Annotated in this window: 21 protein-coding genes; 10 read left to right on the top strand and 11 right to left on the bottom strand. The window is 52.2% G+C overall.

Features of this window, described 5'->3' with window-relative positions; genetic code table 11:
• The first annotated feature begins 3 nt into the window (after positions 1 to 3).
• From trbK to ACLEIV_RS02500, 4 genes are all read left to right on the top strand, one after another.
• On the top strand, positions 4 to 234 hold the full coding sequence (trbK, locus tag ACLEIV_RS02515; RefSeq protein ID WP_410455070.1) for an entry exclusion lipoprotein TrbK: 231 nt from the start codon (positions 4 to 6) through the stop codon (positions 232 to 234).
• A gap of 14 nt (positions 235 to 248) precedes the next feature.
• A complete protein-coding gene (trbL, locus tag ACLEIV_RS02510) occupies positions 249 to 1,853 on the top strand; it encodes a P-type conjugative transfer protein TrbL (RefSeq protein ID WP_410455069.1) in 1,605 nt (534 codons plus the stop codon).
• Positions 1,854 to 2,689: 836 nt separating this feature from the next.
• Entirely contained in the window at positions 2,690 to 5,605 is a 2,916-nt protein-coding gene (locus ACLEIV_RS02505) for a type I restriction endonuclease (RefSeq protein WP_410455068.1), read from the top strand.
• A gap of 297 nt (positions 5,606 to 5,902) precedes the next feature.
• Positions 5,903 to 6,901, top strand: a complete 999-nt coding sequence (locus ACLEIV_RS02500; protein WP_410455067.1) for a type IV toxin-antitoxin system AbiEi family antitoxin — start codon at positions 5,903 to 5,905, stop codon at positions 6,899 to 6,901.
• A 108-nt stretch (positions 6,902 to 7,009) separates the two neighbouring features.
• On the opposite strand, the gene ACLEIV_RS02495 is transcribed toward ACLEIV_RS02500, so the two are convergent.
• From ACLEIV_RS02495 to ACLEIV_RS02475, 5 genes are all read right to left on the bottom strand, one after another.
• Positions 7,010 to 7,294: a HigA family addiction module antitoxin gene (locus ACLEIV_RS02495; protein ID WP_228213921.1), complete on the bottom strand. Its 285-nt coding sequence runs from the start codon at positions 7,292 to 7,294 to the stop codon at positions 7,010 to 7,012.
• A gap of 12 nt (positions 7,295 to 7,306) precedes the next feature.
• Complete coding sequence (locus ACLEIV_RS02490) at positions 7,307 to 7,585, bottom strand: type II toxin-antitoxin system RelE/ParE family toxin (protein ID WP_395544723.1); 279 nt, start codon at positions 7,583 to 7,585, stop codon at positions 7,307 to 7,309.
• Between the two features lie 780 nt (positions 7,586 to 8,365).
• Positions 8,366 to 8,929, bottom strand: a complete 564-nt coding sequence (locus ACLEIV_RS02485; RefSeq protein WP_410455066.1) for a TetR/AcrR family transcriptional regulator — start codon at positions 8,927 to 8,929, stop codon at positions 8,366 to 8,368.
• A gap of 11 nt (positions 8,930 to 8,940) precedes the next feature.
• Positions 8,941 to 9,369, bottom strand: coding sequence for a disulfide bond formation protein B (locus ACLEIV_RS02480; RefSeq protein ID WP_410455065.1), 429 nt, complete (start codon positions 9,367 to 9,369; stop codon positions 8,941 to 8,943).
• 158 nt (positions 9,370 to 9,527) lie between these two features.
• A complete protein-coding gene (locus ACLEIV_RS02475; protein ID WP_306763575.1) occupies positions 9,528 to 9,947 on the bottom strand; it encodes a PACE efflux transporter in 420 nt (139 codons plus the stop codon).
• 281 nt (positions 9,948 to 10,228) lie between these two features.
• Between ACLEIV_RS02475 and ACLEIV_RS02470 the strand changes: the two genes are divergently transcribed.
• Both ACLEIV_RS02470 and ACLEIV_RS02465 read left to right on the top strand, forming a co-directional pair.
• Entirely contained in the window at positions 10,229 to 10,696 is a 468-nt protein-coding gene (locus ACLEIV_RS02470; RefSeq protein ID WP_410455064.1) for a hypothetical protein, read from the top strand.
• 282 nt (positions 10,697 to 10,978) lie between these two features.
• Positions 10,979 to 11,431 (top strand): DUF302 domain-containing protein, encoded by a 453-nt coding sequence (locus ACLEIV_RS02465; RefSeq protein ID WP_410455063.1) that lies wholly within the window; start codon positions 10,979 to 10,981, stop codon positions 11,429 to 11,431.
• Between the two features lie 455 nt (positions 11,432 to 11,886).
• Here ACLEIV_RS02465 and ACLEIV_RS02460 read toward each other — a convergent pair whose 3' ends face one another.
• Positions 11,887 to 14,241 (bottom strand): fatty acid cis/trans isomerase, encoded by a 2,355-nt coding sequence (locus ACLEIV_RS02460; protein ID WP_410455062.1) that lies wholly within the window; start codon positions 14,239 to 14,241, stop codon positions 11,887 to 11,889.
• Positions 14,242 to 14,313: 72 nt separating this feature from the next.
• On the opposite strand from ACLEIV_RS02460, the gene ACLEIV_RS02455 reads away from it, so the two are divergent.
• The 3 genes from ACLEIV_RS02455 (at position 14,314) to ACLEIV_RS02445 (ending at position 15,211) form a co-directional block, all read left to right on the top strand.
• A complete protein-coding gene (locus ACLEIV_RS02455; RefSeq protein ID WP_410455061.1) occupies positions 14,314 to 14,574 on the top strand; it encodes a DUF1496 domain-containing protein in 261 nt (86 codons plus the stop codon).
• Positions 14,575 to 14,652: 78 nt separating this feature from the next.
• Entirely contained in the window at positions 14,653 to 14,811 is a 159-nt protein-coding gene (locus tag ACLEIV_RS02450) for a YqaE/Pmp3 family membrane protein (protein ID WP_104487697.1), read from the top strand.
• Between the two features lie 31 nt (positions 14,812 to 14,842).
• Positions 14,843 to 15,211, top strand: coding sequence for a DUF4112 domain-containing protein (locus tag ACLEIV_RS02445; RefSeq protein WP_410455060.1), 369 nt, complete (start codon positions 14,843 to 14,845; stop codon positions 15,209 to 15,211).
• A gap of 217 nt (positions 15,212 to 15,428) precedes the next feature.
• Here the strand turns inward: ACLEIV_RS02445 and yfaE are convergent, their stop codons facing one another.
• The 5 genes from yfaE to ubiG form a co-directional block, all read right to left on the bottom strand.
• Entirely contained in the window at positions 15,429 to 15,701 is a 273-nt protein-coding gene (gene yfaE / locus ACLEIV_RS02440) for a class I ribonucleotide reductase maintenance protein YfaE (RefSeq protein ID WP_410455059.1), read from the bottom strand.
• Positions 15,698 to 16,831, bottom strand: coding sequence for a class Ia ribonucleoside-diphosphate reductase subunit beta (nrdB, locus tag ACLEIV_RS02435; RefSeq protein ID WP_410455058.1), 1,134 nt, complete (start codon positions 16,829 to 16,831; stop codon positions 15,698 to 15,700). Before nrdB ends, yfaE begins: the two co-directional genes overlap by 4 nt.
• A gap of 49 nt (positions 16,832 to 16,880) precedes the next feature.
• Entirely contained in the window at positions 16,881 to 19,157 is a 2,277-nt protein-coding gene (nrdA, locus tag ACLEIV_RS02430; protein WP_410455057.1) for a class 1a ribonucleoside-diphosphate reductase subunit alpha, read from the bottom strand.
• 344 nt (positions 19,158 to 19,501) lie between these two features.
• Positions 19,502 to 20,179 carry an HAD-IA family hydrolase gene (locus tag ACLEIV_RS02425; RefSeq protein ID WP_410455056.1) on the bottom strand — a complete coding sequence of 226 codons (678 nt, stop codon included), beginning with the start codon at positions 20,177 to 20,179 and terminating at the stop codon, positions 19,502 to 19,504.
• A gap of 3 nt (positions 20,180 to 20,182) precedes the next feature.
• Positions 20,183 to 20,881 carry a bifunctional 2-polyprenyl-6-hydroxyphenol methylase/3-demethylubiquinol 3-O-methyltransferase UbiG gene (ubiG, locus tag ACLEIV_RS02420; RefSeq protein WP_410455055.1) on the bottom strand — a complete coding sequence of 233 codons (699 nt, stop codon included), beginning with the start codon at positions 20,879 to 20,881 and terminating at the stop codon, positions 20,183 to 20,185.
• A gap of 159 nt (positions 20,882 to 21,040) precedes the next feature.
• Here ubiG and gyrA point away from each other — a divergent pair, with 159 nt between their 5' ends.
• Positions 21,041 to 23,800 carry a DNA topoisomerase (ATP-hydrolyzing) subunit A gene (gyrA, locus tag ACLEIV_RS02415; protein ID WP_410455054.1) on the top strand — a complete coding sequence of 920 codons (2,760 nt, stop codon included), beginning with the start codon at positions 21,041 to 21,043 and terminating at the stop codon, positions 23,798 to 23,800.
• The last annotated feature ends 96 nt before the right edge of the window (positions 23,801 to 23,896 follow it).

The raw sequence follows: 23,896 nt of genomic DNA, 5'->3' as shown, positions 1-23,896 counted from the left end.
GCCATGAAAAAAGTCATTCCATTTGTGGCCTTGTTTGCCTTGGTAGGGTGTGGGCAGGAAACGGTGCCAGAGCCGAATGCAGCAACCTGTGCGCCCGATGTATTTAAGCAGGTAATGAACGAGCTAAAAAACGAGGTAAACCGGCAGGCTTTCACTGAAGCATGCAGCTCGTTCGAGAAAGCTCGGCAGATGCGCAGCTGGCAGTTTAAGTCCAGCTCACCTGACCGGTATTGATGGGGGGCCACAGTATGAAACAAATAGCCTTTTGCGGCTTGGGAGTATTGGCCGCCGTTGTCGTGTCGGAGCCTGTTTTGGCACAGGAGCTGTCCAGCAACAACATCATGGATGATGTGCTGGACCGTTTTCATGGTGCCGCCTCGACCTGGGGGCCGGCCATAGAAGCCGCCGCAAGCCGTCTCTTCTGGACCCTGGTGGTGATCTCGATGGTCTGGACCTTCGGCATGATGGCGTTGCGCAAGGCCGACATTGGCGAGTTTTTCGCGGAGTTGGTGCGGTTCACCATTTTCACCGGGTTCTTCTGGTGGCTGCTGATCAACGCCACACATGGGATGAACATTGCGGGAACCATGGTGGCATCGTTGCAGCAACTTGGTGCCGAAGCCGGTGGCCTGGGAAGCAGCACTCTGGGCCCGTCTAGTATTCTGGATATGGGCTTTGAACTGTATGACCGGACGGTACAGGCCACATCGGAGCTGAGCTGGCAACAGTTCGCCACTGCGCTGGTGATGGAGCTGATGGCCCTGGCGGTGTTGCTGGTGCTGGCGATTATATCCGTGAACCTGCTGTTGCTGCTGGCAGCCAGTTGGATACTGCTGTACGCGGGCGTGTTCTTCCTGGGCTTTGGTGGTTCCCGTTGGACCTCGGACATGGCAATCAATTACTACAAGGCTATTCTCGGCATTGCGGCCCAGTTGATGGCTATGGTGCTGCTTGTGGCCATTGGCAGAGACTTCCTTAACCACTATTACTCGCAGATCAGCGAGAACATGGCGTCTCAGGAGCTGGTGGTGATGTTGGTGGTTTCAGTGATCCTGATGTTTCTGGTGAACAAGGTGCCGCCCATGATTTCCGGCCTGGTATCTGGCGGCAGCGTGGGTGCCATGGGCATTGGCTCTTTTGGGGCAGGAGCTGCAATGGGTGCAGCCATGACAGCGGCCGGAATGGCCATGGCCGGTGCCAAAATGGCCGGAGGTGCCATGTTGGGTGGTGCCGCTAATGCGGTAGGTGGTGCGAGTGCCATTAAAGCAGCCTTTACCAGAGCACAATCTAATATGTCTGGCGGAGACATGCCGAGCTTTGGCAGCGGTAGTAATGATGATGCTGGCAGTGATAACGCAAGCACTGGTGATACTCCATTTTCCCAAGCGGCAGGCTTTGCCGGTTCTGACCAGCCTGCTGGCTCAAGTTCTGGTGGTGGCTTTGGCCGTGCCGCTTCTTTGGTGGCTGGCACAGCGGGTGAGCTGGCAAAAGGGGCTGGATCAAAGGTGGCCGGGAAATTTCAGGACAAAGTAAACCAGACAGCCGGCGGACGTTTGGCGACCTCTATCCGCGAAAGCATGGAGCCGAAAGGCAATACCGGTGCTGACAACCCTTCACCGTCGTTCGATAGCGATAGCTTGGGCGGTGGCTGGGAAAACCAAACAGGCGGCTTTAATGCTCTGTCCAGTGAGGACCAGGACAAGGCCCGCCAATCACATGCTGAGTGGCAAGCACGCGACCCGGAAAAGCACACCTTCGACGTTGAGGACTACGTTTCGTATGCCCAGGAACGCCAGCGGGAGCACAACGAAGAGGTTGCCAGCTTTGTGAACCGAGGTAAGCAGGCCACGTGAGGAGATACCACGATGACACAACGTAATTTCATGGCTGCCCTGGGTTTGCTCGATGAAGCCCTGAAATCTCACACAGAGACCGCCTTTGTGCCGGTTGAACCAACGTGCGAGGGAGGAAAGGATACCTAAGCTGAGGTTGCGGCCTTTGTGAACCGCCCGGACCGTGCTTTCACATGCCATCTGACCGAGAGGTGGCAGATGGCATTAAACCACTACAGTACACGGCATTCGAAATTCAATTGACCTCGTTTGCGATGACGGCTCTGTGCGATTCTGCGGGTTAGATAAAATGCAAATGGCATTTCTGCTCCAACTGCATAGAATAGCATAGAGATAGACAGCAAGATGTGTGTTGTGGGTCCACAAGCTGCGCTTGTTCCCCCCCAGCACCTCCCCTTACTCACCTGCGGTTCGACGGCATCTTGCTCTACGAGGCTTACCGTCGCTGCCGTGACCTGTAGGGATGCTATGTGCGATATCGGACGAAAATCGCTGCGGTTTTAAGGTATCGCTGCGGTCAGCGAGGGAGCGATTAGCAGAAATGTGCTAGACGCCCCGGAGGGCCGGGTCCTTGAACGATCACCAGGTCTTGCCGGCTAGGAGCGAGCGTACCGAGCGCGTATGAAGCGATTTACCAGCTCGCGGTATTGCGTCTGTCCTACACAGTTGATTAAGCCCTGCGAGGTGAAAACGCGTGCGGGGTGCCCCTTGGAGGGAAAAGGAGTATTTTTGAGCCCTAGTAAAGAGATGCGCATTGGTTGCGTGAGAAAATAGACTGCAAGCAGTAGCTCGACCAGCAGTCGATATGTGCTCATTAGGTAGACAAGGGAGGGTTCATGGCTAATGTGGATGTGGCAGAACAAAAATTAAAAATAATTCTTGCCGAGGTCAGGTCTGATATTTGCTCAGTTGAGAGCGAAGAAGATGCTAAAGTAAAAATCATCAATAGGATTTTTAATGAGTGCTTGGGTTGGTCATTCACGCAATTCAGCTGCGAGAATCAGCATGACTCAGGATATTCTGATTATGTTTTAAAGGTTAGGGGCGAACCATCGTTAGTGGTGGAGGCGAAGCGCATTGGTATCCTTGGTATAGAGACTGCGGTTCTAGATAAGCATCGCGAATTCAAAATATCAGGCTCATCGCTCAAGGGATCCTTTGCTGGTATTCAACAAGCATTTAGTTACGCTAGTGAAGCTGGAATACCTATTGCGGTTGTAACTGATGGTGTTAGATGGATAGTCTTCAAAACTTGGGTGAAAGGTTCATATAAGGATAAGGAGGCCTTCGTATTTCCCTCCTTGGAAGCGTTGGAGAATTCGTTCAGTATATTCTATGAGTTATTGGCTTACGAGCAGTTTTCGGGAAAGGTCTACAATCTTTTATTTGATGATATCCACAACAGTCGCCAAAATTTGAGTGTGCCTCTTAAGGCCGCTTTAGAATCGGATGAAATAAAGATTCTTCCGAAGTCACCCATCGCTTTTGATCTTGAAAAAATATTCAACGGATTTTTTACACAGCTCACTGGCGACCAGAATGCGGAGATTATGACTGAATGCTTTGTAGAATCGAACGAAAGCCGTATTGCTGATTATTCATTAGAGAAAATTACTACCACAGTCCTTAACAACCTTCCTAAAAATAATAAGATAGGAAGTGAGCTGAGCGATCTAATTCATGGCAATGTTCATGCACAATTGCCAGCAGATTCAGACATGTCGGTATTTATAGTTGGTCCTACTGGGTCAGGAAAGACAACGTACATTGAGCGCTTTTTTTCGAAGATTCTCCCGTCTGGGACTCGCGATAGTTGCCTAGCTGTTAATATTAACGCTTTGGATGCCACTGGTGAGGAAGCTGTAACTACTGCCTGGATAACCGAGGCTATCATTGCATCTCTTGAGAATAAACTTTTCAGTGAAGGTTTTCCAGAATATACCGATTTGCTTGGGATGTATTTCGGAACCTATAAGAGGATGGCTTCCGGGTATCTGAAAAAAATATATGAGAGTGATCGTGATGCTTTCGATCAAAAGTTTTCAGAATTTTTAGAGGGTGAAGTAAAAGATAATCGTGAAGGTTATTTGAGTAATTTGCTCCACTTTGCTGTCCATAACAGGAAGAAGTTGCCAATAATCATCGTAGATAATACCGATGAATTCACCTTGGATTTTAAAGTTAAGGTGTTTCAGTTGTGCAATGCCTATCGGCGGCAGGTAAAATATTGCATGCTCATGTTTCCTGTTACTGATAAGTCAGCTTGGAGTTTTTCAAAAACAGATATCTTTACCATTCATCAGTCTAGGTCTTTCTTTTTGCCTACGCCATCGCCGAGAGAAGTATTTAGAAAGCGGATAGATTATTTAAATAGAAAGTTGGTAACCGCCGACGTAGCGGAAAAGAGAGAGTATCTAACAAGTAAAGGTATACGAATAGAGCTAAAGGATGTATCGCGTTTTGCTCAAGTCTTGGAAGATGTTTTTGTCGAAAACAATTTCACAGCTAAGACTTTAGGTGAGTTGACGAACTATAATATACGTTCGATTATGAATCTCTCAAAGCGGGTGATTACCTCTCCAGTAATGAGGATTGAGGATCTTATTACAAGCTATGTGACGACTGAGCCTATCAGCTATACTAAATTTATTGATGCGCTTGTTCGTGGCGATTATGAGGCATATCGAACCGGTACTGGTGACGATTTCGGAATTATTTCCATATTTAAAGTTTATAGTGAAAAGGTTTATTCGCCTCTCTTGGCTTTAAGAATCCTAGCTCTTCTAAGAGCAATTCGAACCTCAGGGCGTGATGTAGATGAAAGGCATATTGCAGTTCACTCAGCGATCCACTACTTTGAAGCGCTGGGTGTGGACTTGGTTCACGTACAGAAATGTTTGGCTGATATGGTGTCAGTGCGGCTTATCGAACCTTATGACCCTTCCGTAAGCGTCCTAAGTGATAATCAAAAACTTGCAATAACTTATAAAGGGTTGGCGCATTACGATCTAGCTACTCGTAATAGTGTATATTTTTACCAGATGGCTCTTACCACTGCCTTGTCCGATCCGGAAGCGGCGAATAACATCGCATTTTATTATAAATCAAACAGACCTTTTGGAGAGATCACAGCTCACGTCAGAAAGCGGTTTTCGGATTATCTACTACACGAAGACGCAAAATTTGTTTCGTCGGGACACCAGAGAGAGCAGTTTGATTGTCAAGTGGAATTGTTACGCGATATCAAAGCTTTCGCCGTTGATAGAAATGGAGGAGGTGGTGCTGTTCCGGATAACATAACCAGTTTCCTTGGAGAAAAACTGGTTGGTGAGGTTGAACGCTATGACCCAGAGAAAGATTATGGATTCGTTCACGTCAAAGAACTTGGGCAACAGGTCTATTTCAAACTAGCTAATGTCGAATCGGAGGGTATTGACTCTCTTTATGATTCGGATATTGTATATTGTACGCTCAGTCAAGGCGATAAAGGTGTGGTCGTCAAATCTATAGTGGGATTTGTAGGTGAGTTAAATGATCTGAAAATTGAGCCGTGCGAAGTTAAGTTTTACAACCCTAAAAAAGGGTATGGCTTCGCTATAATAGGCTCGACTTCAAATGAGGCTTTCTTTCATAAGACCGCGTTCCCATATAATTTTTACGAGCATTTGAAGGAAGGCTTACATTTCGAAGCAGAGGTTAGATTGAAGAAAGATGGAAAATATCAAATACGTAGATCGATAGGGTTGGGTTGAAGGCTTGTAACGCCCCCGTCACTACCCCTACTCCTCGGCTCGTTTGTAAAATCCCCTGCAGTGCAGGGGATTTTTGTTATTGGGTGCATATAACCTATGATGCCGGCGCACCTGACATTTTCACACTTGTGACACAGAAGTTCATCCTTTGAGCTGGAGTTATTAAAACCTTTGGCGCTCGGACAGGTTCAGCTAAGAAGTCACCAGCGGGGAGAACCAGTCTCTTGCAGACTCAGGTGTTCACGTTTATGATTTGTTCATGATTCATGATTCATGATTCATGAACGGTGATGATATGTGAACACTAATGCGACTTTGCTGATGCTGGCCATGGATAATCTGCCCTCGCATATTCAAGGGGAGTGCACCTTTGAGCCACAGCCGGATGGCAAGCCTTACACCGATGCTCAGGTTACCCTGACGGTACATGGCGAACGCTACCGGTTCAGCGCTGAAATAAAGCATATCCACCGTAAAGAAAGCCTCACAGCACTGCTGGGTGCTACTCGTCCCGACACCCTGCTGGTGTGTAACAGACTGACCGCTCATCTCGCCGACTTTTGCTCCAGCAACGCCATCAACTTCATTGATGAGGCCGGTAACGCCAGGGTGAGCTGTAACGGGCTGAACCTGTGGATTGAAGGAAAAAACAGCTCCGTAAGTCCTTCTGCAACGCAGCAGCAGACAAAGCCGGGGCTGGGCTTTATGAAGCTGCTGTTTGCCTTATTGGCTCAAGAGGATGTGTTACATCTACCGTTTCGAGCCATTGCCGAGATGGCAAATATTTCATTAGGCATGGTCAGCAAGGGGTTTAAATACCTGGAGTCTGAAAAGCTCGTCAGTCTGGGCAGTACCCGGCGCATTCTGGATAAAGAAGCCCTTTACCATATCTGGATTGAACACTATCGCACGGTACTAAGACCAAAACTCGGTGGGCTAAAACTGGTTGCGCCTGATGACTGGCGAGAGATTCCCTTAACACCCGAGGATTGCTGGGGTGGAGAAGTGGCCGCCGATGACCTGACGGGCTATTTACAGCCTTATGAGTTACAGCTTTTTACCTTCGAGCCACTGCAGAAAAAGCTTGCTGTGCTCAAGGCAAAACCAGACTCCGCCGGCAGACTCTGGTTGGTTCCGGCATTCTGGGGAAAGGAGCTGGACATCAATATCAAAGCCAGGGCCTTGCTGGCTGTTGCCGAACTGCTTGCAAGCAGCGATAGCCGAAACAAAGAGGTTGCCGAACTCATCAATGAGCAATATCTACACCTTAAAACACTCCCTGAAACCTGGGTTTGAGCTAAGTACAAGGTCGTTATAGTTCTGGCCGCAAAGCAAAGTTGTATTCCAATTCACATTCAAACCGCCTCAAGTGAGGCGGTTTCTTTATCACGCTGGGTTAAGGTATCAACCAGCTGGTTGTAACGCCTTGATCGGTGGTTGCGGGTGCTGCCTGGCTTGGGCCAGATCATAGTTCACCTGCATGGCGAGCCAAGCTCGGGCCGTGCTCACTCCTGCCATTTCAAGACGAAGAGCAAGGTCAGGGCTGATCGCTGCTCGGCCGTTCAGTACACGGGACAGAGCTACACGGGACATGCCCAGTCGCTCAGCTGTTTCCTTGACGGACAGGCCCAGCTCAGCAATAACGTCTTCGCGCAGCAATTCGCCAGGGTGCGGAGGGTTCATCATCATGGTTTATTCTCCCTAGTGGTAATCGACGTAATTGACCAATTCGACATCCACTCCAATGAACCGAAAGGTCACACGCCAGTTGCCGTTTACCCGAATTGACCAGTACCCGTTCAGCTCACCTTTCAACTGGTGTAATCTGAACGAAGGAATGTTGAGGTCGTCTGGGCCAGCGGCAACGTCCAGTAACGCCAGGATACGCCTTAGTTTGGCCGCATGTGCTGCCTGAATGCCTCGGGTCGTCCCAGTCTTGTAGAAGGCTTCAAGCCCTTTATGTTGGAATCCTGTGATCATAGGTCTGAGTGTATCTCGTAACGCTACGCTTTACAAGCGAGTGCTGTCACAAGGAGTTCCTGCTTCTGTGGGGTGACACTGTATTTTCATGCCAAGTTTATAAAAAATCTGCACATGGTATTTTTCTTGGTATTGAAGTTCTACGGCTTGTTAAGTTGCTGATGTTTAAGGTTTTAAAGTCGCTATCAATAATCGAGTGGGAGTGACAGGTACCGACAAGTAACACTTGGCAATATCTAGCAATAACAAAATAAATCTCAGAGCCCAGCGTTTTCGCTGGGCTTTCTGTTTGTGTGGGAGAGCAAGTCCGGTTATTGAGCTTGCTTAGGATGACCTTTGTGAGTGCTGGTAGGCAATTTTTGCTTTAGTTGTAGTGGTCAAGTTGTTGCTGAGAGCCGTCTGTTGAGCCTATCCTGGTAAGCTGTTGTATTTGGCTGATGTTACGTCTGGTCGTACAGAGGAAGATGATAGATGTGCAGCCGGAGCATGCTCTCCCTGCGATCTCTTAGAGGTGGCGCTCCAGCCTATTCATCCATTATGGCAGGCCGAACTGGCGGAAGAGTGGCTGTCGCTGGGTGTTTCCAAAATCCCTGAGCTAGATTGATGTAGAGCACACCGAGTCGTTTTCTCCACATATTTAACACTTCGTAGGCGTTCAGCGAGAGCATGGCGTCAATGTAAAATGAGTCAGACATTTTATAGACACTGTATCGCCATCCCTGGGAATAATTGCTGGGTAGTCATAATGTGGCTTTATTAGATAAAGCTCTTTACTTCAATTTATCCTTCTCCTAGAAAAGAAACAATCAAACTTGTAAGAGTGTCGTTTGCATTCTGGTAGTTTATCTCACCATAATTCATAGCTTTTCCAATTTCTTCAAGAGCTCCGAATATCGCGATTAGCTTTATTCTGAGCTCATCGTTTGGAATGGATACAAAAGGACGAAATAACTTGTGGTATGACTTAACAAAATAATCTCTTATCTGAACTCTTATATTGCTATATTCAGGGTACACCAATAAAGCTGAAATTACAGCTTCGTATAAACTCCCACAGCTCTTCACACAATCCATATAGGAAGAAGCAGCGATACTGGCTGCATCTTTGAGGCTGGAGGTTTTTACCTGAATAGACACAGTCATTGCAGAGACTAATTTTTCATCGCAACGTTTATACAATTCCGAAAGCAAACCTTCGCGATTAGAAAAGTGTTCGTATGTTAATGGTTTGGTTACGCCTGCCTTTTCGGCAAGCGTAATAAGTGTTAATGCATCTGCTCCTTCATTTCTAACGATCTCTTCGGCAATAGACAAGAGCTGCTCTCGACGAGCATCCTTTGACATGCGCTTTCCCATTAAATCGGCCTCTTATTACAATTTGTTGTAAGTAGTAAAGTCGTGAAAACCTGTGCGACTATAACAAACATGGCTCCTCCTGATAACAACATTTCATCGAAGAACCAAGGGCCACCATTTCCAAACTTATAGACCCCTTCATAGATGTCGTCCCAGCCCATGAAGTGTTGCATAGCTGCAACTACGAAACCGTAGCCACCTAAAACAGTAACTATATATTTAGTAAGTAGTGGATGCAATCGTGAGGTCATTAATAGTATAAGCCCCAAAATACCAATGATGGTTCTCTGGGTTCGGCAATAAGGGCAGGGGTAAGTCAGACCAGTCAGGTCAATGGTCCATGTGATTAGGAATATGGCGATGGAAACAATGCCAAAAAACCGAATAAGACGACTGTATGATGGTTGGTAATTACGCTGGCTGTTCATGTTTTCTCCTGTTGTAGTATGTTGGTTTTTATGTTTTAAGATTAAATGTTTGTAGTGCGGCCAGTTCACTTGGGGCAAAAGCGTTATACATTCACCATTACTTAAGTAACTGACCGCTTATTGATTCAATATAATGTTAAATTTTTTTGGTGTGACTCTTATTGAGCTGATAGAGGCAGTCCAAATATTCGGTCGAACGTCCAATTATAAAAGAAAGTGAAAAACATAAAAAACAAAGTTAACCCAATATCAAGCATGAATGCGTCCCATAGTGATAGATCAAGCCACCATGAAAATAAAGGTAGAGTAATAGCTACAAAACCAACTTCAAATCCTACAGCGTGGATCACTCGTCGTATTACATCTCGCCCACGTTTAGCCAGCTTGGATTCCCACCATTCAAAAACTGTGTTATATGCAGTGTTCCAAATGATAGCCAGAACTACCGTCACAACACCTAGCATACTGGAATGTGAGGCATCTTTATCTGAGAATAAATAGAATGCGGTGCTAATAATAGCAAGAGTTATTGCTTCATAAAATAATACGTAGGTAACTCTGCGTTTAATTCCTTGCATTTCCGACCTCTTCGATAATAAACATTGAATTCCCCTGTGCTAGGGGTATAAAGCCACGTATTACGAATAGTAGGTGGACAGTGAGTACAGACTCCTGCACGCATACAGAAAAGGTCGCAATTCATATTGTTATCCATTCATATTACCCCAGCTGATTGAGCCGCCTCTGAAACTATCGGGCTCTGTCACACTTGGTTATGTTACCATTAGTAAGTTACCATTGGTAAGTTTATTGTCAAGTGCATATCCAGTATGAGGATCCTTTTGCCTAGTTTTTAGTCTTGTCTACGGTGAGCTGTGTCTGCCGCTTTGGAAGGGCTTACGATGCCGCCTTATTAGTAGAGTTAGAGCAGGGCGATACCATCAAGGTTGCGTCGCTGGCCGGGCTGACTCTGTTAAAACTGATTGCCTGGCAGGAGCGGGGAAACGAGAGCAGCAAAGACGTGGCTGACTTCTTAACCATTCTGCTTGAGTATCAGCATGTTCAGGAGGATCGTCTGTGGGAGCCTTATGTCCCGGCAGAGCGCCTGGAGTATGATACCGAGAGGCAAGGAGCTTTCCTGCTCGGGTACGACTTGAAGATGATCTTGTCTGAGCCAGCCACCAGCCTGGAGACCGTCAGCAGGATAACCGCATTGGCAGCTGGTATTGATGGACTGGTTGGGGCTCAGTTCAGGAGTCAGAACCTCTGCAGTTACGAGAGGGTAGAGCAGCTGCAGCATGACTTTTGGTCGGGACTGGAGTTGTAAGAACAGTCTCCACTCAGTAAAAAACCAATAAAATTCTGAACATGGTATTTTTCTTGGCATCAAAGATGTGTGGTTTGTTAAGTTATTGATATTTAATGGCTTAAGTTCGCTGTTAATAATCGAGTGGAATGATCTGATGGCCATCTGGCATAAGGCATGATGAGAAAAGGGGCGCTTGGCGCCCCTTTTTGTTTGTAGTGGTCGGCTAAAGCCTATTCTCGGCTGTTAGTTTTTCTCCGGTAATGTCATTGTAGAATGATCCCGGTCATGAAAGGAGGAGTCATGAAAACATCCATTTTCAGTGTGTTTTTCGCTGCCACTATTGCTATGTCGGCACAGGCAGCGGATGGCATGGTGGATATCGAAAGTACTTTTACCGTCAAGGAGACGGCAGATCGGATGGAACACATCCTGAAAGAAAAAGGTATGACGGTATTCAACCGAATAAATCACGCACAGGGTGCCGGTAACGTCGGCATCGATCTGCGGGATACCGAGCTGCTCGTGTTCGGTAACCCCAAGGTAGGCAGCCCGCTGATGAGGTGCCGGCAAAGTGTTGCCATCGATCTGCCGCAAAAAGCCCTGATCTGGCAGGATGAAGAGAACAAGGTCTGGATATCCTATAACAAGCCAGGATATTTGGAGAAAAGACATGACATTACCGGCTGCGAAGAAGTGATATCGACAGTAGAAAAGGCACTGGCCGGCATGGCAACCTCGGCCGCCAAAGAATAAGGCCAATTTGGATAAACATCTGAGCATTTTCAAACCCGGGCTCAGAAGTAACACTGCCGCCTTTCACGGCATGCCACTGGTAAATGACTCTCACAGCTGCAGTCTAGGGTGAACATTCACAGGGGGTGCGGTCAGGCACCAAGAAGTGCTCTTTTAATCTTGGTATTTTCGCGCTCTCTGGCGGTCAGATAGCGGGAATGACGGAGCGGCAGGAGCATGGTCCAGCCATGATATTCACGGTTGCGGCGATCGATTTCTATTGCCTGCTCTCAAGCTCCGAGGTGTCTGTAGACGATGCCAACAGGCAACCCCCTGGCATCGGGGAGGATAAAGGGATTTGCCCCGCCGAGCCTCCGCATCAAGGATGGCGTGGCGGAGCTGGCTCCCGTGCCTGCAAACCGGCTGGCCTGCGGCCAACACCGGTTTTTTTGGGGAAGGCAACGCTCAGTCAGGATTTATAAATTAAGATAGCGATTCATATCCAGTAACCCGGCTTCCAGCGGCGTGGTTTGCTGCAGGTAGTGGTGCATGTCGTGAAAATAAAACCAGAATTTCGGGTGAGTGCGACGAATACCGAACCGGTCTGCCAGAACATGTATATCCTCGGCCTGCCGCAGGGTGATCAGGGCGGTGATAAACTCCGGCAATGCCTCTTGCCTGACGTTGAAGATGAAATTGGGATAACTGCCGACCACACCGGGCAGCACCGTCAGGGTGTCGTTTTCGGGGCGCAGGCGCAGGTCTTCACCCAGCATGAAGGCAACGTTGGAATGATCCCGGTTATGAAGCAGGCTGTAGACCCGTCGTTGTTCGCCGTTTTCGATGCGTAGCAGGGTGACTTCCGGCAACCATTGAATGGCAGGCAGCCTGGTGGCGTTAACGCCGGTCAGGCGTTTTAGCTGATATTCAATGACCTGTTGCTGGCTGTCGCCCGTACGAAAGTCATCAGCACGGGAGCAGCCTGATGGCTGACAACGATTGAGGTTATCAACGGGTCCGGCTACCGGTGCCAGTGCGGAGAGAACCTGTTGGCCAAAATCGGCCAGTGGCTGTCTAGGGTCCACCTCGATGCGGCTGGGGGTCTGTTCGTCTACGTCCGCATAGCTGGTGAACAGCTTGATACGGGCGCTGTTGTCGTACCAGCGATGCAGCAGTTCATTACGTACTTCGGGTGGCAGAAAACGCAGTAAATTGGTCTCGGCACCGTTACGGATGAGATCGAAATACAGCCGGGTCTGAGCCTGATGTGACACGCTGCCATAGACGTTGAAGTTGGCGACCAGCGCATAATAGGTGCGTTCCAGCAGCGGGTAATCCATTACCCACATGGTGGTGGGCGTGTCACCCTGCCAGCCTTTGACCACACTGGCGCTGTCGCGATGGCGAAACACGGTGAGCAAGGCGTCCTGGTTATGACCTTCACCATTCCACAGATGGTCCAGGCTCGGTCCCTCGGGATACTGCCGGGAATAGATTTGCTGGCGATGACTCAAATAGTCATTTCGGGCGCTGCTGTGGGCAATCCAGGCCGGGCCCAGGCTCAGCAAGTTGGAGTCGAGCCCGGGTATGGTCAGCGATTCTCTGACTCGGGTGCGGTAGCTGGCGTCGGTGACGAACAGGTCGTGTCTGGGTTCCTGAAAGGCCACCCAGAACTGATCCCGAATCACATCGGTGGCGATTTGTCCGCGACAGACGGGGCCTCGGATGAAGGAGCGCACGAAGTATTCCGCATTATCCAGCAGGTATTGATAGCGAGAGAGGGCAGGGATGGCACCAAAGGTGAAAAAGGGGTTGGCTGCCTGGGCTGGCCCGTAACCGGGCATGGTGTTGACCGTCCACTGTGTGTCGAAAAACAGCTGCTGCAGCCGTTTCATTTTATCGTTGTTGAGCGGATAGATGATATGGGCCTTGTGTACTCGGCTTTCCAGCCGTGGCCGTAATCGATAATAAAAGCGCCCCTCCGGGTCATCGGTGGGCCTGACGGTCGGGATGATGTCGATAGGCTGGCCACCGGGGGTACGGGAGCGTACCAGCTCGAAAAAGGTGTCCAGGCCGGCATCGCCTTTATCACTGAAATAGAGGTGAGCCAAAAACCAGTGCTCATAAAGATAACGGGCCACCAACTGGTAACGAGGACTGTCGCGATTCAGCCAGGTTTCCCATTGGGTCACCGCCTGTTGCAGTCCGGCAGACAGGGTGATGCGTTGTTCGGGCACTTGCGCACCTTGTGTAAGCCAGTCGGCCACCGTCTGATATTCCCCGTCGGTCAGACCGGTCACGGCAAAGGGCATGCCCGTCTGTGGATGCCGGCTCGCAAAGGCATCGAATTCTTCCATGTTGCTGCACTGGTTGGCGCGGGTGATGGAGATATCCAGCTTTTCCGGCAGTCGCTCATTGTCACCCCACCGCTGCTGCTGTCCCAGTACCAGCATTCGCATCAGTAGGGCGGTTTTGTCATGATGGCTTTCTGTTACGCTGAAAAAGCCGCGCTGGCGCCACTCCTGCTCGTTCCTGGCATCGGTATAAAGTCGGTTTGGTTCGGCGTCCTGGATACGGGTACCGTCATACACCGGCTGCTTGCTGGCACCGCGGATCACACCTTCATTACTTGAAAGTTTGAGCTGGCAGGGGGAGTCGTAGCAGGCGTGACAGGCGATGCACTTCTGTTCGAAAATGGGTCTGATATCACGCCGGTACTCGATGTGCCGGCCATTGTGATCGGGCAAAGCGGCTACCGTTGCCGAATGGGCAGGTGTGATCAGCTGTAGCGCTGTGGCTGCCAGTACGAGCAGCCCGTATCGTTTTTTCATTACGGAGCCTTATCTTGGGTGCGTAACAGGGTGTTACCATGAGGCTATCTCCGGGTAAAGAGGAAATATTTCATGCTTAAGAGTCTTGTTTGGGGCCTAACCGGTCTGTCGGCCATGGCGGCTGCCAATACCATCAGTACCCGGCCACCGGTGGAGCTGAATGTCACCACCGGTCTGGATCCGGTGTGCTTCTATGAAGATCGGCGTTATTCGAGAGGGTCTGTGATTGAAATGGGCAAGCAGTTGTTTGTTTGTGAACGAGAGCAGTCCTTCGAGCAGAATGGTCGTCTGAGCTGGCACCCGTTTCCGTTGGAGTCGAATGAAAAGCGCTGACGCAGCCCTTGCAGCCAGATAGCCGCCGGCCCGGCCGTCTGCTAACGTTGTCATACACATTATCATCAGGAGCCCATCATGGATTTTATTCGTATTATCATCGCTATTTTGTTGCCGCCGCTGGGGGTGTTCCTGCAGGTCGGGATCGGCAAGCATTTCTGGATCAACATTCTGCTGACCTTACTGGGTTATATCCCCGGCATCGTGCATGCAGTGTGGGTCATTGCCAAAAAATGAACCTGTTGTTTAACGTCGCCGTCGCCGCAGCATGAGCGCTGCGGACGGCCTGGCGGGCAGGCATTCGGCCACCATCAGGCGACTGGATCGTTTTGCCTGGTTGCTGGACAGCGCTATCAGGCTGCCCGGCGGCTTCAGGATAGGCTTGGACGGTATTATCGGGCTGGTGCCCGGTCTGGGCGATCTGGCCGCCGCCGGCTTGTCGTCTTATATCATTGTGGAAGCCGTCCGCATGAAACTGCCGGGCAGGGTATTGGCTCGAATGGGGCTGAATGTGCTGCTGGAGCTGGTGATCGGAATCATCCCCATCTTCGGCGATCTGTTCGATTTTGCCTTCAAGGCCAATCGACGCAACGTTCGCCTGATGACGGATTACCTGCGGCACAGGAATGGCCGATAAATCGAGCGTAATAACAACCTCGGTAAGGATCAGATCATCTTTCCATCACGTGACAGGAACGTCATGTGCTGAGCGTCACAGAGAGGTACTTGAGCGGATCGGCGGAGCGGGCCCTTCGTCCTAGATTAGTATGACAATCAAACTTATCGGTTAATGGGATAGGGATAAATAAGCCCGTTAGGTTCCAGTGTAAGGCAGCGGCATCAGGCCGGTTTACTTAAGCCTGTTTCTTGACCTGCTCGGTATCCAGATCCAGGATAATGTCGCCTTGTGGCTGACAGCAGCAGGGCAGTATGTCACCGGCGGCAACGAAGGCCAGCGGGGTTTGCTGATAGCTGACCGAGCCCTCGAGCAGAGGTGTTCGGCAAGAGCCGCAGTAACCACTGCGGCACTGATATTCCACCGCATGACCGGTGCGCTCCAGCCCTTCGAGCAGGGATTCACCTGCCCGAAGTTCAAAGTTCAGCGCTTGGGTGCAGACGCGGCTCACAGCTCGAAGTCACCCAGGTCGTCGTGGTTCATCTGAGAATCGATCTGACCAACCAGGTAGGAGCTGACCTCTACCTCTTGCGGGGCCACCTGTACGTTGTCGGACGACAACCAGGCGTTGATCCAGGGAATTGGGTTTTGTTTGGAACCGCTAAATGCCGGGGCCAGACCCACCGCCTGCATGCGCAGGTTGGTGATGTATTCCACGTACTGGCACAGAATGTCCTTGTTCAGGCCGATCATGGAGCCGTCCTTGAACAGGTATTCGGCCCATTCCTTCTCCTGAATCGCCGCATCACGGAACAGCTCGAAACACTGCTGTTCGCACTCTTTGGCGATTTGCGCCATTTCCGGATCGTCGTCGCCGCTGCGCAGAATATTGAGCATGTGCTGAGTGCCGGTCAGGTGCAGGGCTTCGTCACGGGCAATCAGCTTGATGATCTTGGCATTGCCTTCCATCAGTTCGCGCTCGGCAAAGGCGAAAGAACAGGCGAAGCTGACGTAGAAGCGAATGGCTTCCAGCGCATTGACGCTCATCAGACACAGATAGAGCTTTTTCTTCAGCTCGTAACGGCTGATGTTGACCGGTTGGCCCTTGAGTTCGTGCTCACCTTCGCCAAACAGGTGGTAGAGATTCGTGTATTCGATAAGCTCATCGTAGTAGCCGGCAATGTCGCCTGCGCGCTTGAGGATCTGCTCGTTGGCCACGATATCGTCGAACACGGTCGCCGGGTTATTGACGATATTGCGGATGATATGGGTGTAGGAGCGAGAATGAATGGTCTCGGAAAAGGCCCAGGTTTCAATCCAGGTTTCCAGCTCGGGCAGTGACACCAGCGGCAGCAGGGCCACGTTGGGGCTGCGGCCCTGAATGGAGTCGAGCAGGGTCTGATACTTCAGGTTGCTGATGAAAATGTGCTTTTCATGATCCGGCAGGGCCTGGTAGTCGATGCGATCCTGAGATACGTCCACTTCTTCCGGACGCCAGAAGAAAGACAGCTGCTTCTCGATCAGTTTTTCGAAGATATCGTATTTTTGCAGATCATAACGGGCCACGTTCACCGGATTACCGAGAAACATGGGCTCTTGCATATGATCGTTCTGAATTTGACTGAAAGTAGTGTAAGACATTAATTATTCCGTGCATAAAGCGGAGGCGGGAGGCCTCCGCAGCAATGACTTAAATTTTGCAGGCGCCGCCGGCACAGCCGTCATCTTCCTGCATGTCGTTCTGGGCGTCTGCCGCACCGTCACGGGTATTATGGTAATACAGAGTCTTGAGACCGAACTTATAGGCGGTGAGCAGGTCTTTCAACAGCTGCTTCATCGGCACCCGGCCACCGTCGAAACGGGCAGGGTCGTAGTTGGTGTTGGCGGAAATGGCCTGATCCACAAATTTTTGCATCACGCCCACCAGCTGCAGGTAACCGTCGTTGGACGGCATCTGCCACAGTAGCTCGTATTGATTCTTCAGCTCGGCGTATTCCGGTACTACCTGCTTGAGGATACCGTCTTTCGAGGCCTTGACCGATACCAGACCACGAGGCGGCTCTATGCCGTTGGTGGCGTTGGAAATCTGGCTCGAGGTTTCTGACGGCATCAGCGCGGTCAGGGTGCTGTTACGCAGCCCCGTGGTCTTGATTTCTTCACGCAGGCTTTCCCAGTCCAGATGCAAGGGCTCCTGGCAGAGCTTGTCCAGATCCTTTTTATAGGTATCGATCGGCAGTACACCCTGGGAATAGGTCGTTTCGTTAAAGGCCGGGCAGGGGCCGAATTCCTTCGCCAGTTTGACCGAGGCTTTCAGCAGGTAGTACTGAATGGCTTCAAAGGTCTTGTGGGTCAGGCCGATGGCGCTGCCATCGGAATACTTGACGCCGTGCTTGGCCAGGTAATAGGCGTAGTTGATCACGCCAATGCCCAAGGTACGACGATTCATTGAGCCTTTCTGGGCTGCCAGCAGCGGGTAGTCCTGGTAGTCGAGCAGGGCGTCCAGCGCACGTACTGCCAGTTCGGCCAGTTCTTCCAGCTCGCTCAGGTCGCTGATGGCGCCGAGGTTGAAGGCCGACAGGGTGCAAAGGGCAATTTCGCCGTTCTCGTCATTGATGTCCATCATCGGCTTGGTGGGCAGGGCGATTTCCAGGCACAGATTGCTCTGACGCACCGGGGCCACCGCCGGATCGAACGGGCTGTGGGTGTTGCAGTGATCCACATTCTGAATGTAGATACGACCGGTACCGGCACGCTCCTGCATCATCAGCGAGAACAGCTCCAGCGCCTTGAGAGTACGCTTGCGGATGCTGCTGTCCTGCTCGTACTTGACGTACAGCGCTTCAAATTTTGTCTGATCTTCGAAGAAGGCGTCATACAGGCCGGGCACGTCGGAGGGCGAGAACAGGGTGATGTCGCCACCCTGGATCAGGCGCTGGTACATGAGGCGGTTGATCTGCACGCCGTAGTCCATGTGCCGAACGCGGTTTTCTTCCACGCCGCGGTTGTTCTTCAGTACCAGCAGCGATTCTACTTCCAGGTGCCACATGGGGTAGAAGAGGGTGGCGGCACCGCCACGTACACCGCCCTGAGAACAGCATTTTACCGCGGTCTGGAAGTGCTTGTAGAAGGGGATACAGCCGGTATGGAAAGCCTCACCGCCACGGATGGGGCTGCCCAGGGCGCGAATGCGACCGGCGTTGATGCCGATACCGGCACGCTGGGACACATAACGCACGATGGCGCCGGAGGTGGCGTTGATGGAGTCCAGGCTGTCGCCGCACTCGATCAGTACGCAGGAGCTGAACTGACGGGTCGGGGTGCGCACGCCGGACATGATAGGCGTGGGCAACGACACCTTGAACTGGGACACCGCATCATAGAAGCGGGTAACAAAGCTCAGCCGGGTATCTTTCGGATACTTGGAGAACAGGCAGGCGGCCACCAGCATATAGAGAAACTGGGGGCTCTCGTAAATCTCGCCCGTCACCCGGTTCTGCACCAGGTATTTGCCTTCGAGTTGTTTGACTGCCGCATAGGAGAAGGTCAGATCGCGGTCGTGATCCAGGTGCGCGTTGAGGGCGTCGAGTTCGTCGCGGCTGTAATCGGCCAGAATGTGCTGGTCATACTTGCCCATCTCAGTGAGACGAGCAACGTGATCATAGAAGCGGGGCGGCTCGAACTGGCCATAGGCCCTCTTGCGCAGATGGAACACGGCCAGGCGGGCGGCCAGATACTGGTAGTCCGGGGTCTGCTCGGAGATCAGATCGGCGGCGGCCTTGATGATGGTCTCGTGAATATCTTCGGTGCGGATACCATCGTAGAACTGGATGTGTGACCGCAGCTCCACCTGGGAGACGGAGACATTGTCCAGCCCTTCGGCGGCCCAGGTGATCACGCGATGGATTTTGTCCAGATCGAGGTGCTCCTTGGCGCCAGAACGTTTGGTAACCAGCAGATGTTTATTCATGAAACGGACCTTCTCCCAGTGGTGTTGTGTCTACTTCGGCAAAAACATCCCGTGTCATCAGTACCCTACATAGTGTGGTTGATGGCCGGAAGAAGCACAACATCTAGTTGTCTTGTGTGGTAGTGGGCACAATATAGTGGGTTAGCTCACAATTCTCAAGCCGACGGAAGCCGGTAAAGCTTGTGGATAATCTGTGATCTTGTGGCAAAGGTTTGTACTTACTAACGTCTATCCCTTTGGGAGTCTGGCGCTGGTTAAAGTCTGGTTATTTTATGCCCGGCGGGAAACATTTTTAAAAATATTTGGCTTGCAAAAAAGGGGTATTGGAGATCCCGCCGGATCTTTCATCGCTTGGCGTCGAATGTGTCTTTCAACCAGGCGGCCAGCGCGAAAACCGTGCCGTGCTGGTGATCCGCCTGCCAGCTGTTCGGGTCTTCGCCAGCGGAAATATAACCCCAGGTGGCCGCCACCGTGGTCATGCCGGCGGCACGTCCCGCATCGATATCGCGTCTGTGATCACCGATGTAGACACAACGCTCCGGCGCCACCGACAGTTGTTCGGCGGCAAACAGCAAGGGGGCCGGATGCGGTTTTTTCTGGGGCAGCGTATCGGCACTGACGGTCACGCCACAGTGGCGAAACAGCGCCAACCCGGCCAGCAACGGCTCGGTGAGCGCGGCGGGCTTGTTGGTGACCACCCCCCAGGGAATGCGGCTCAGGTTCAGCCAGTCAAGCAGGGCCGGTACGCCGTCGTAGGGGCGGGTATGATGGCAGAGATTGTCACCATAAAATCCCAGCATCTGCCGACGCAGCTGCTCCAGCCCGTGATGCTCGATTAATTCGGCGTGAATGCCGGCTCTGAGCAGAGCATAGGAGCCGTCCGAGGTGGTACATTGCAACACCGCCTCGGTCAGGGCCGGCAGCCCCAGGCTCTCTATCACATGGTTGGCGGCGGCCCCCATGTCGCCGGCCGTGTCCAGCAGGGTTCCATCCAGATCGAACAGCACCGCTTGAAAGGTCATGAATCACTCCGGCTTGATGGCATGCACCATGTAGTTGACGTCCGCGTCCCGGCTGAGCTTGAAGGTGCCGGACAGGGGCTGATAGACGACGCCGCTGATGTCTTTGACCACCAGGCCTGCCTGCTCTATGTATTTGCACAGCTCGGCGGGGGTGATGAACTTGCGGTGATCGTGGGTACCCTTGGGTACCATGTTAAGCAGGTGCTCGGCTGCCGCTATCATCATCAGCCAGGCCTTGGGGTTACGGTTGATGGTAGAAAACACCAGGGTGGCACCGGGTTTGGCCAGTGTGGCGCAGGCCTGCACCACGGAGGCGGGTTCGGGTACGTGCTCCAGCATTTCCATGCAGGTGACCACATCAAACCGGCCCGCTTGCTCGGCGGCTACCTGTTCGGCCGTGCTCTGACGGTAGTTGACGCTCACACCCATTTCCAGTGCGTGCAGCCGGGCCACCGCCAGCGGCTCATGCCCCATGTCGACGCCGATGACTTCGCCGCCTTCTCGGGCCATGCTTTCGCTGAGAATGCCGCCGCCACAGCCGATATCGATGATCTGTTTGCCAAACAACCCCTCGGCCTTGTCGGCAATCCAGTTCAGACGTAAGGGGTTAAGCCGGTGCAGAGGCTTGAAGTCGCCTTCCAGATCCCACCACTGGGAGGCCATGGCCTCGAATTTGTCGATTTCCTGTTGGTCTACATTCACGGGCAACGCCTTAAACGATGGTCAGATTAATGTGCAGAGCGGCCATTATAGCCCAGTCGGTTTTCGCTGCCAGCATGACTGCTCCCTGCACGCATTTGTATGGTAGAATGATGCGTTTTTTATTGCGATATCAACAATAAACTGGGGACAAGGCTTGCTATGACCGATCTGGCCCGAGAAATCATGCCGATAAACATCGAGGAAGAGCTGAAACGCTCCTACCTGGATTACGCCATGAGCGTAATTGTGGGGCGGGCGCTTCCCGATGTTCGAGATGGTTTGAAACCGGTGCATCGCCGCGTGCTGTTCGCCATGAACGAGCTCGGCAACGACTGGAACAAGCCCTACAAGAAATCGGCCCGTGTGGTCGGTGATGTAATAGGTAAATATCACCCGCACGGCGACAGTGCCGTATACGACACCATAGTGCGCATGGCACAGGACTTCTCCATGCGTTATACCCTGGTCGATGGCCAGGGCAACTTCGGCTCGGTGGATGGCGACTCCGCCGCCGCCATGCGTTATACCGAAGTGCGTATGGACAAGATCGCCCACGAACTGCTGGCCGATCTGGATAAAGAAACCGTCGACTGGGTGCCCAACTACGACGGCACCGAGATGATACCGGCGGTGATGCCGACCAAGGTACCGAACCTGCTGGTGAACGGCTCGTCCGGTATTGCCGTGGGCATGGCCACCAATATACCGCCCCATAACCTCAATGAGGTGGTGGACGGCTGTCTGGCGCTGATTGAAGATGAACACATCAGCATCGATCAGCTGATCGAATTGATCCCGGGGCCCGACTTTCCTACCGGCGGCATCATCAACGGCAAATCCGGCATCATCGATGCGTACCGTACCGGTCGTGGCAAGATTTATGTGCGTGCCCTGGCCGAGGTGCAGACCGACGAGAAGACCGGTCGCGAAACCATTATCGTGTCCGAGCTGCCTTATCAGGTGAACAAGGCCCGGCTTATCGAGAAAATCGCCGAGCTGGTCAAGGAGAAACGCATCGAGGGCATCAGTGCCCTGCGTGACGAGTCCGACAAGGACGGCATGCGCATCGTGATTGAAGTGCGTCGGGGCGAAGTGGGTGAGGTGATCCTGAACAACCTCTATTCACAGACCCAGATGCAGAACGTGTTCGGCATCAACATGGTGGCGCTGGACAACAACCAGCCGCGTATCTTCAACCTTAAAGATATGCTGAACTGCTTTATTCAGCACCGTCGTGAGGTGGTAACCCGCCGTACCGTGTTCGAACTGCGCAAGGCGCGGGATCGGGCCCACATCCTGGAAGGTCTGGCCATTGCCCTGGCCAATATCGATCCCATCATCGAGTTGATCCGCCGCTCGCCGACGCCGGCCGAAGCCAAGGCCGGTCTGGTCGGTCAGGGCTGGGAGCTGGGTAATGTGGCCAGCATGCTGGAAAGTGCCGGTGACGATGCTGCCCGCCCCGAGTGGCTGGAGCCCGAATTCGGCATTCGTGAAGGTCACTATTACCTGACCGAGCAACAGGCCCAGGCCATTCTGGACCTGCGTCTGCACCGCCTGACCGGTCTCGAGCACGAAAAAATTCTCGAGGAATATCAGAATCTTCTCACTCTGATTGCCGAGCTGCTGTATATCCTGAATAACCCCGAGCGACTGATGGAAGTGATCCGGGAAGAACTGGAAGCGGTCAAGGTGCAGTTCGGCGATGCCCGTCGTACCGAAATCACCGCCTCCAGCGCCGAGATCAACATCGAAGACCTGATCACTCAGGAAGACGTGGTGGTGACCCTGTCCCATCAGGGCTATGTGAAATATCAGCCGCTGACCGATTATGAAGCCCAGCGTCGCGGTGGCCGGGGCAAGTCGGCGACCAAGATGAAGCAGGAAGACTTCGTCGAGCGTCTGCTGGTGGCTAATACCCACGACACCATTCTGTGCTTCTCTACCGCCGGCAAGGTGTACTGGCTCAAGGTCTATCAGTTGCCGGAGGCCAGTCGTGCCGCCCGTGGTCGCCCCATCGTCAACTTGTTGCCGCTGGACGAGTCGGAGCGCATTACCGCCATCCTGCCGGTGAAGGAATATGCCGACGACAAATACGTGTTCTTCGCCACCGCCGACGGCACCGTGAAGAAAACCAGCCTGTCGGCCTTCAGCCGTCCGCTGGCATCCGGCATTCGCGCCATCAACCTGCGTGAAGGCGACGAGTTGATCGGTGTCGATATCACCGATGGCAGCAACGAGATCATGCTGTTCTCCGATGCGGGCAAGGTAGTACGTTTCGCCGAAGGTAGCGGTCAGGCCGACGTGGAAAGCCACGACGAGCAGGACGACACCGGTATGGAAGAAGGCGAAGGCTCAGAAACCGAAGCCGTCGAGAGCAAGGGCACCTTCAAGGGTGTACGTCCCATGGGCCGTACCGCGTCCGGTGTGCGCGGCATTCGTCTGGCGGGAGATGACAAGGTCGTATCACTGATCATTCCGCGTGGCGAAGGCCCCATCCTGACCGTGACCGCCAATGGTTACGGCAAGCGTACCGCACTGGAAGAGTACCCGACCAAGAGTCGCGGCACCCTGGGCGTGGTGTCGATCAAGGTCAGCGACCGCAATGGCCCGGTAGTGGGTGCCATTCAGGTGGAGGACAGCAATGAAATCATGCTGATCACCAACGGTGGTATTCTGGTGCGCACCCGGGTACTGGAAGTGAGCCTGATCAGCCGTAACACCGCCGGCGTGCGTTTGATCCGTACCGGAGAAGACGAGCAGGTGGTGGGTCTGCAGCGTATCGAAGAACCGGAAGAAGAGGATGAGCTGCTTGACGGCGAGGGCAATCTCGATATTGAAGCCCAGACCGACGAGCCAAGCGATGCTCAAGCCGAAGACAACGGGAACGATGAACAGCAGGACCCGGACGCCGAAGCGTAAATAATGTGTATTGATAACAAGGGGCCCCAGCGGCCCCTTTTGTTCAACAGCCATTCAATGCACGAAATCACTTTGATTTGGCCGTCTGGACGTGTA

Source organism: Oceanisphaera submarina, assembly GCF_046521305.1.
Classification (GTDB): domain Bacteria; phylum Pseudomonadota; class Gammaproteobacteria; order Enterobacterales; family Aeromonadaceae; genus Oceanimonas; species Oceanimonas submarina.
This window is presented reverse-complemented; position numbering and strand designations above follow the sequence as displayed.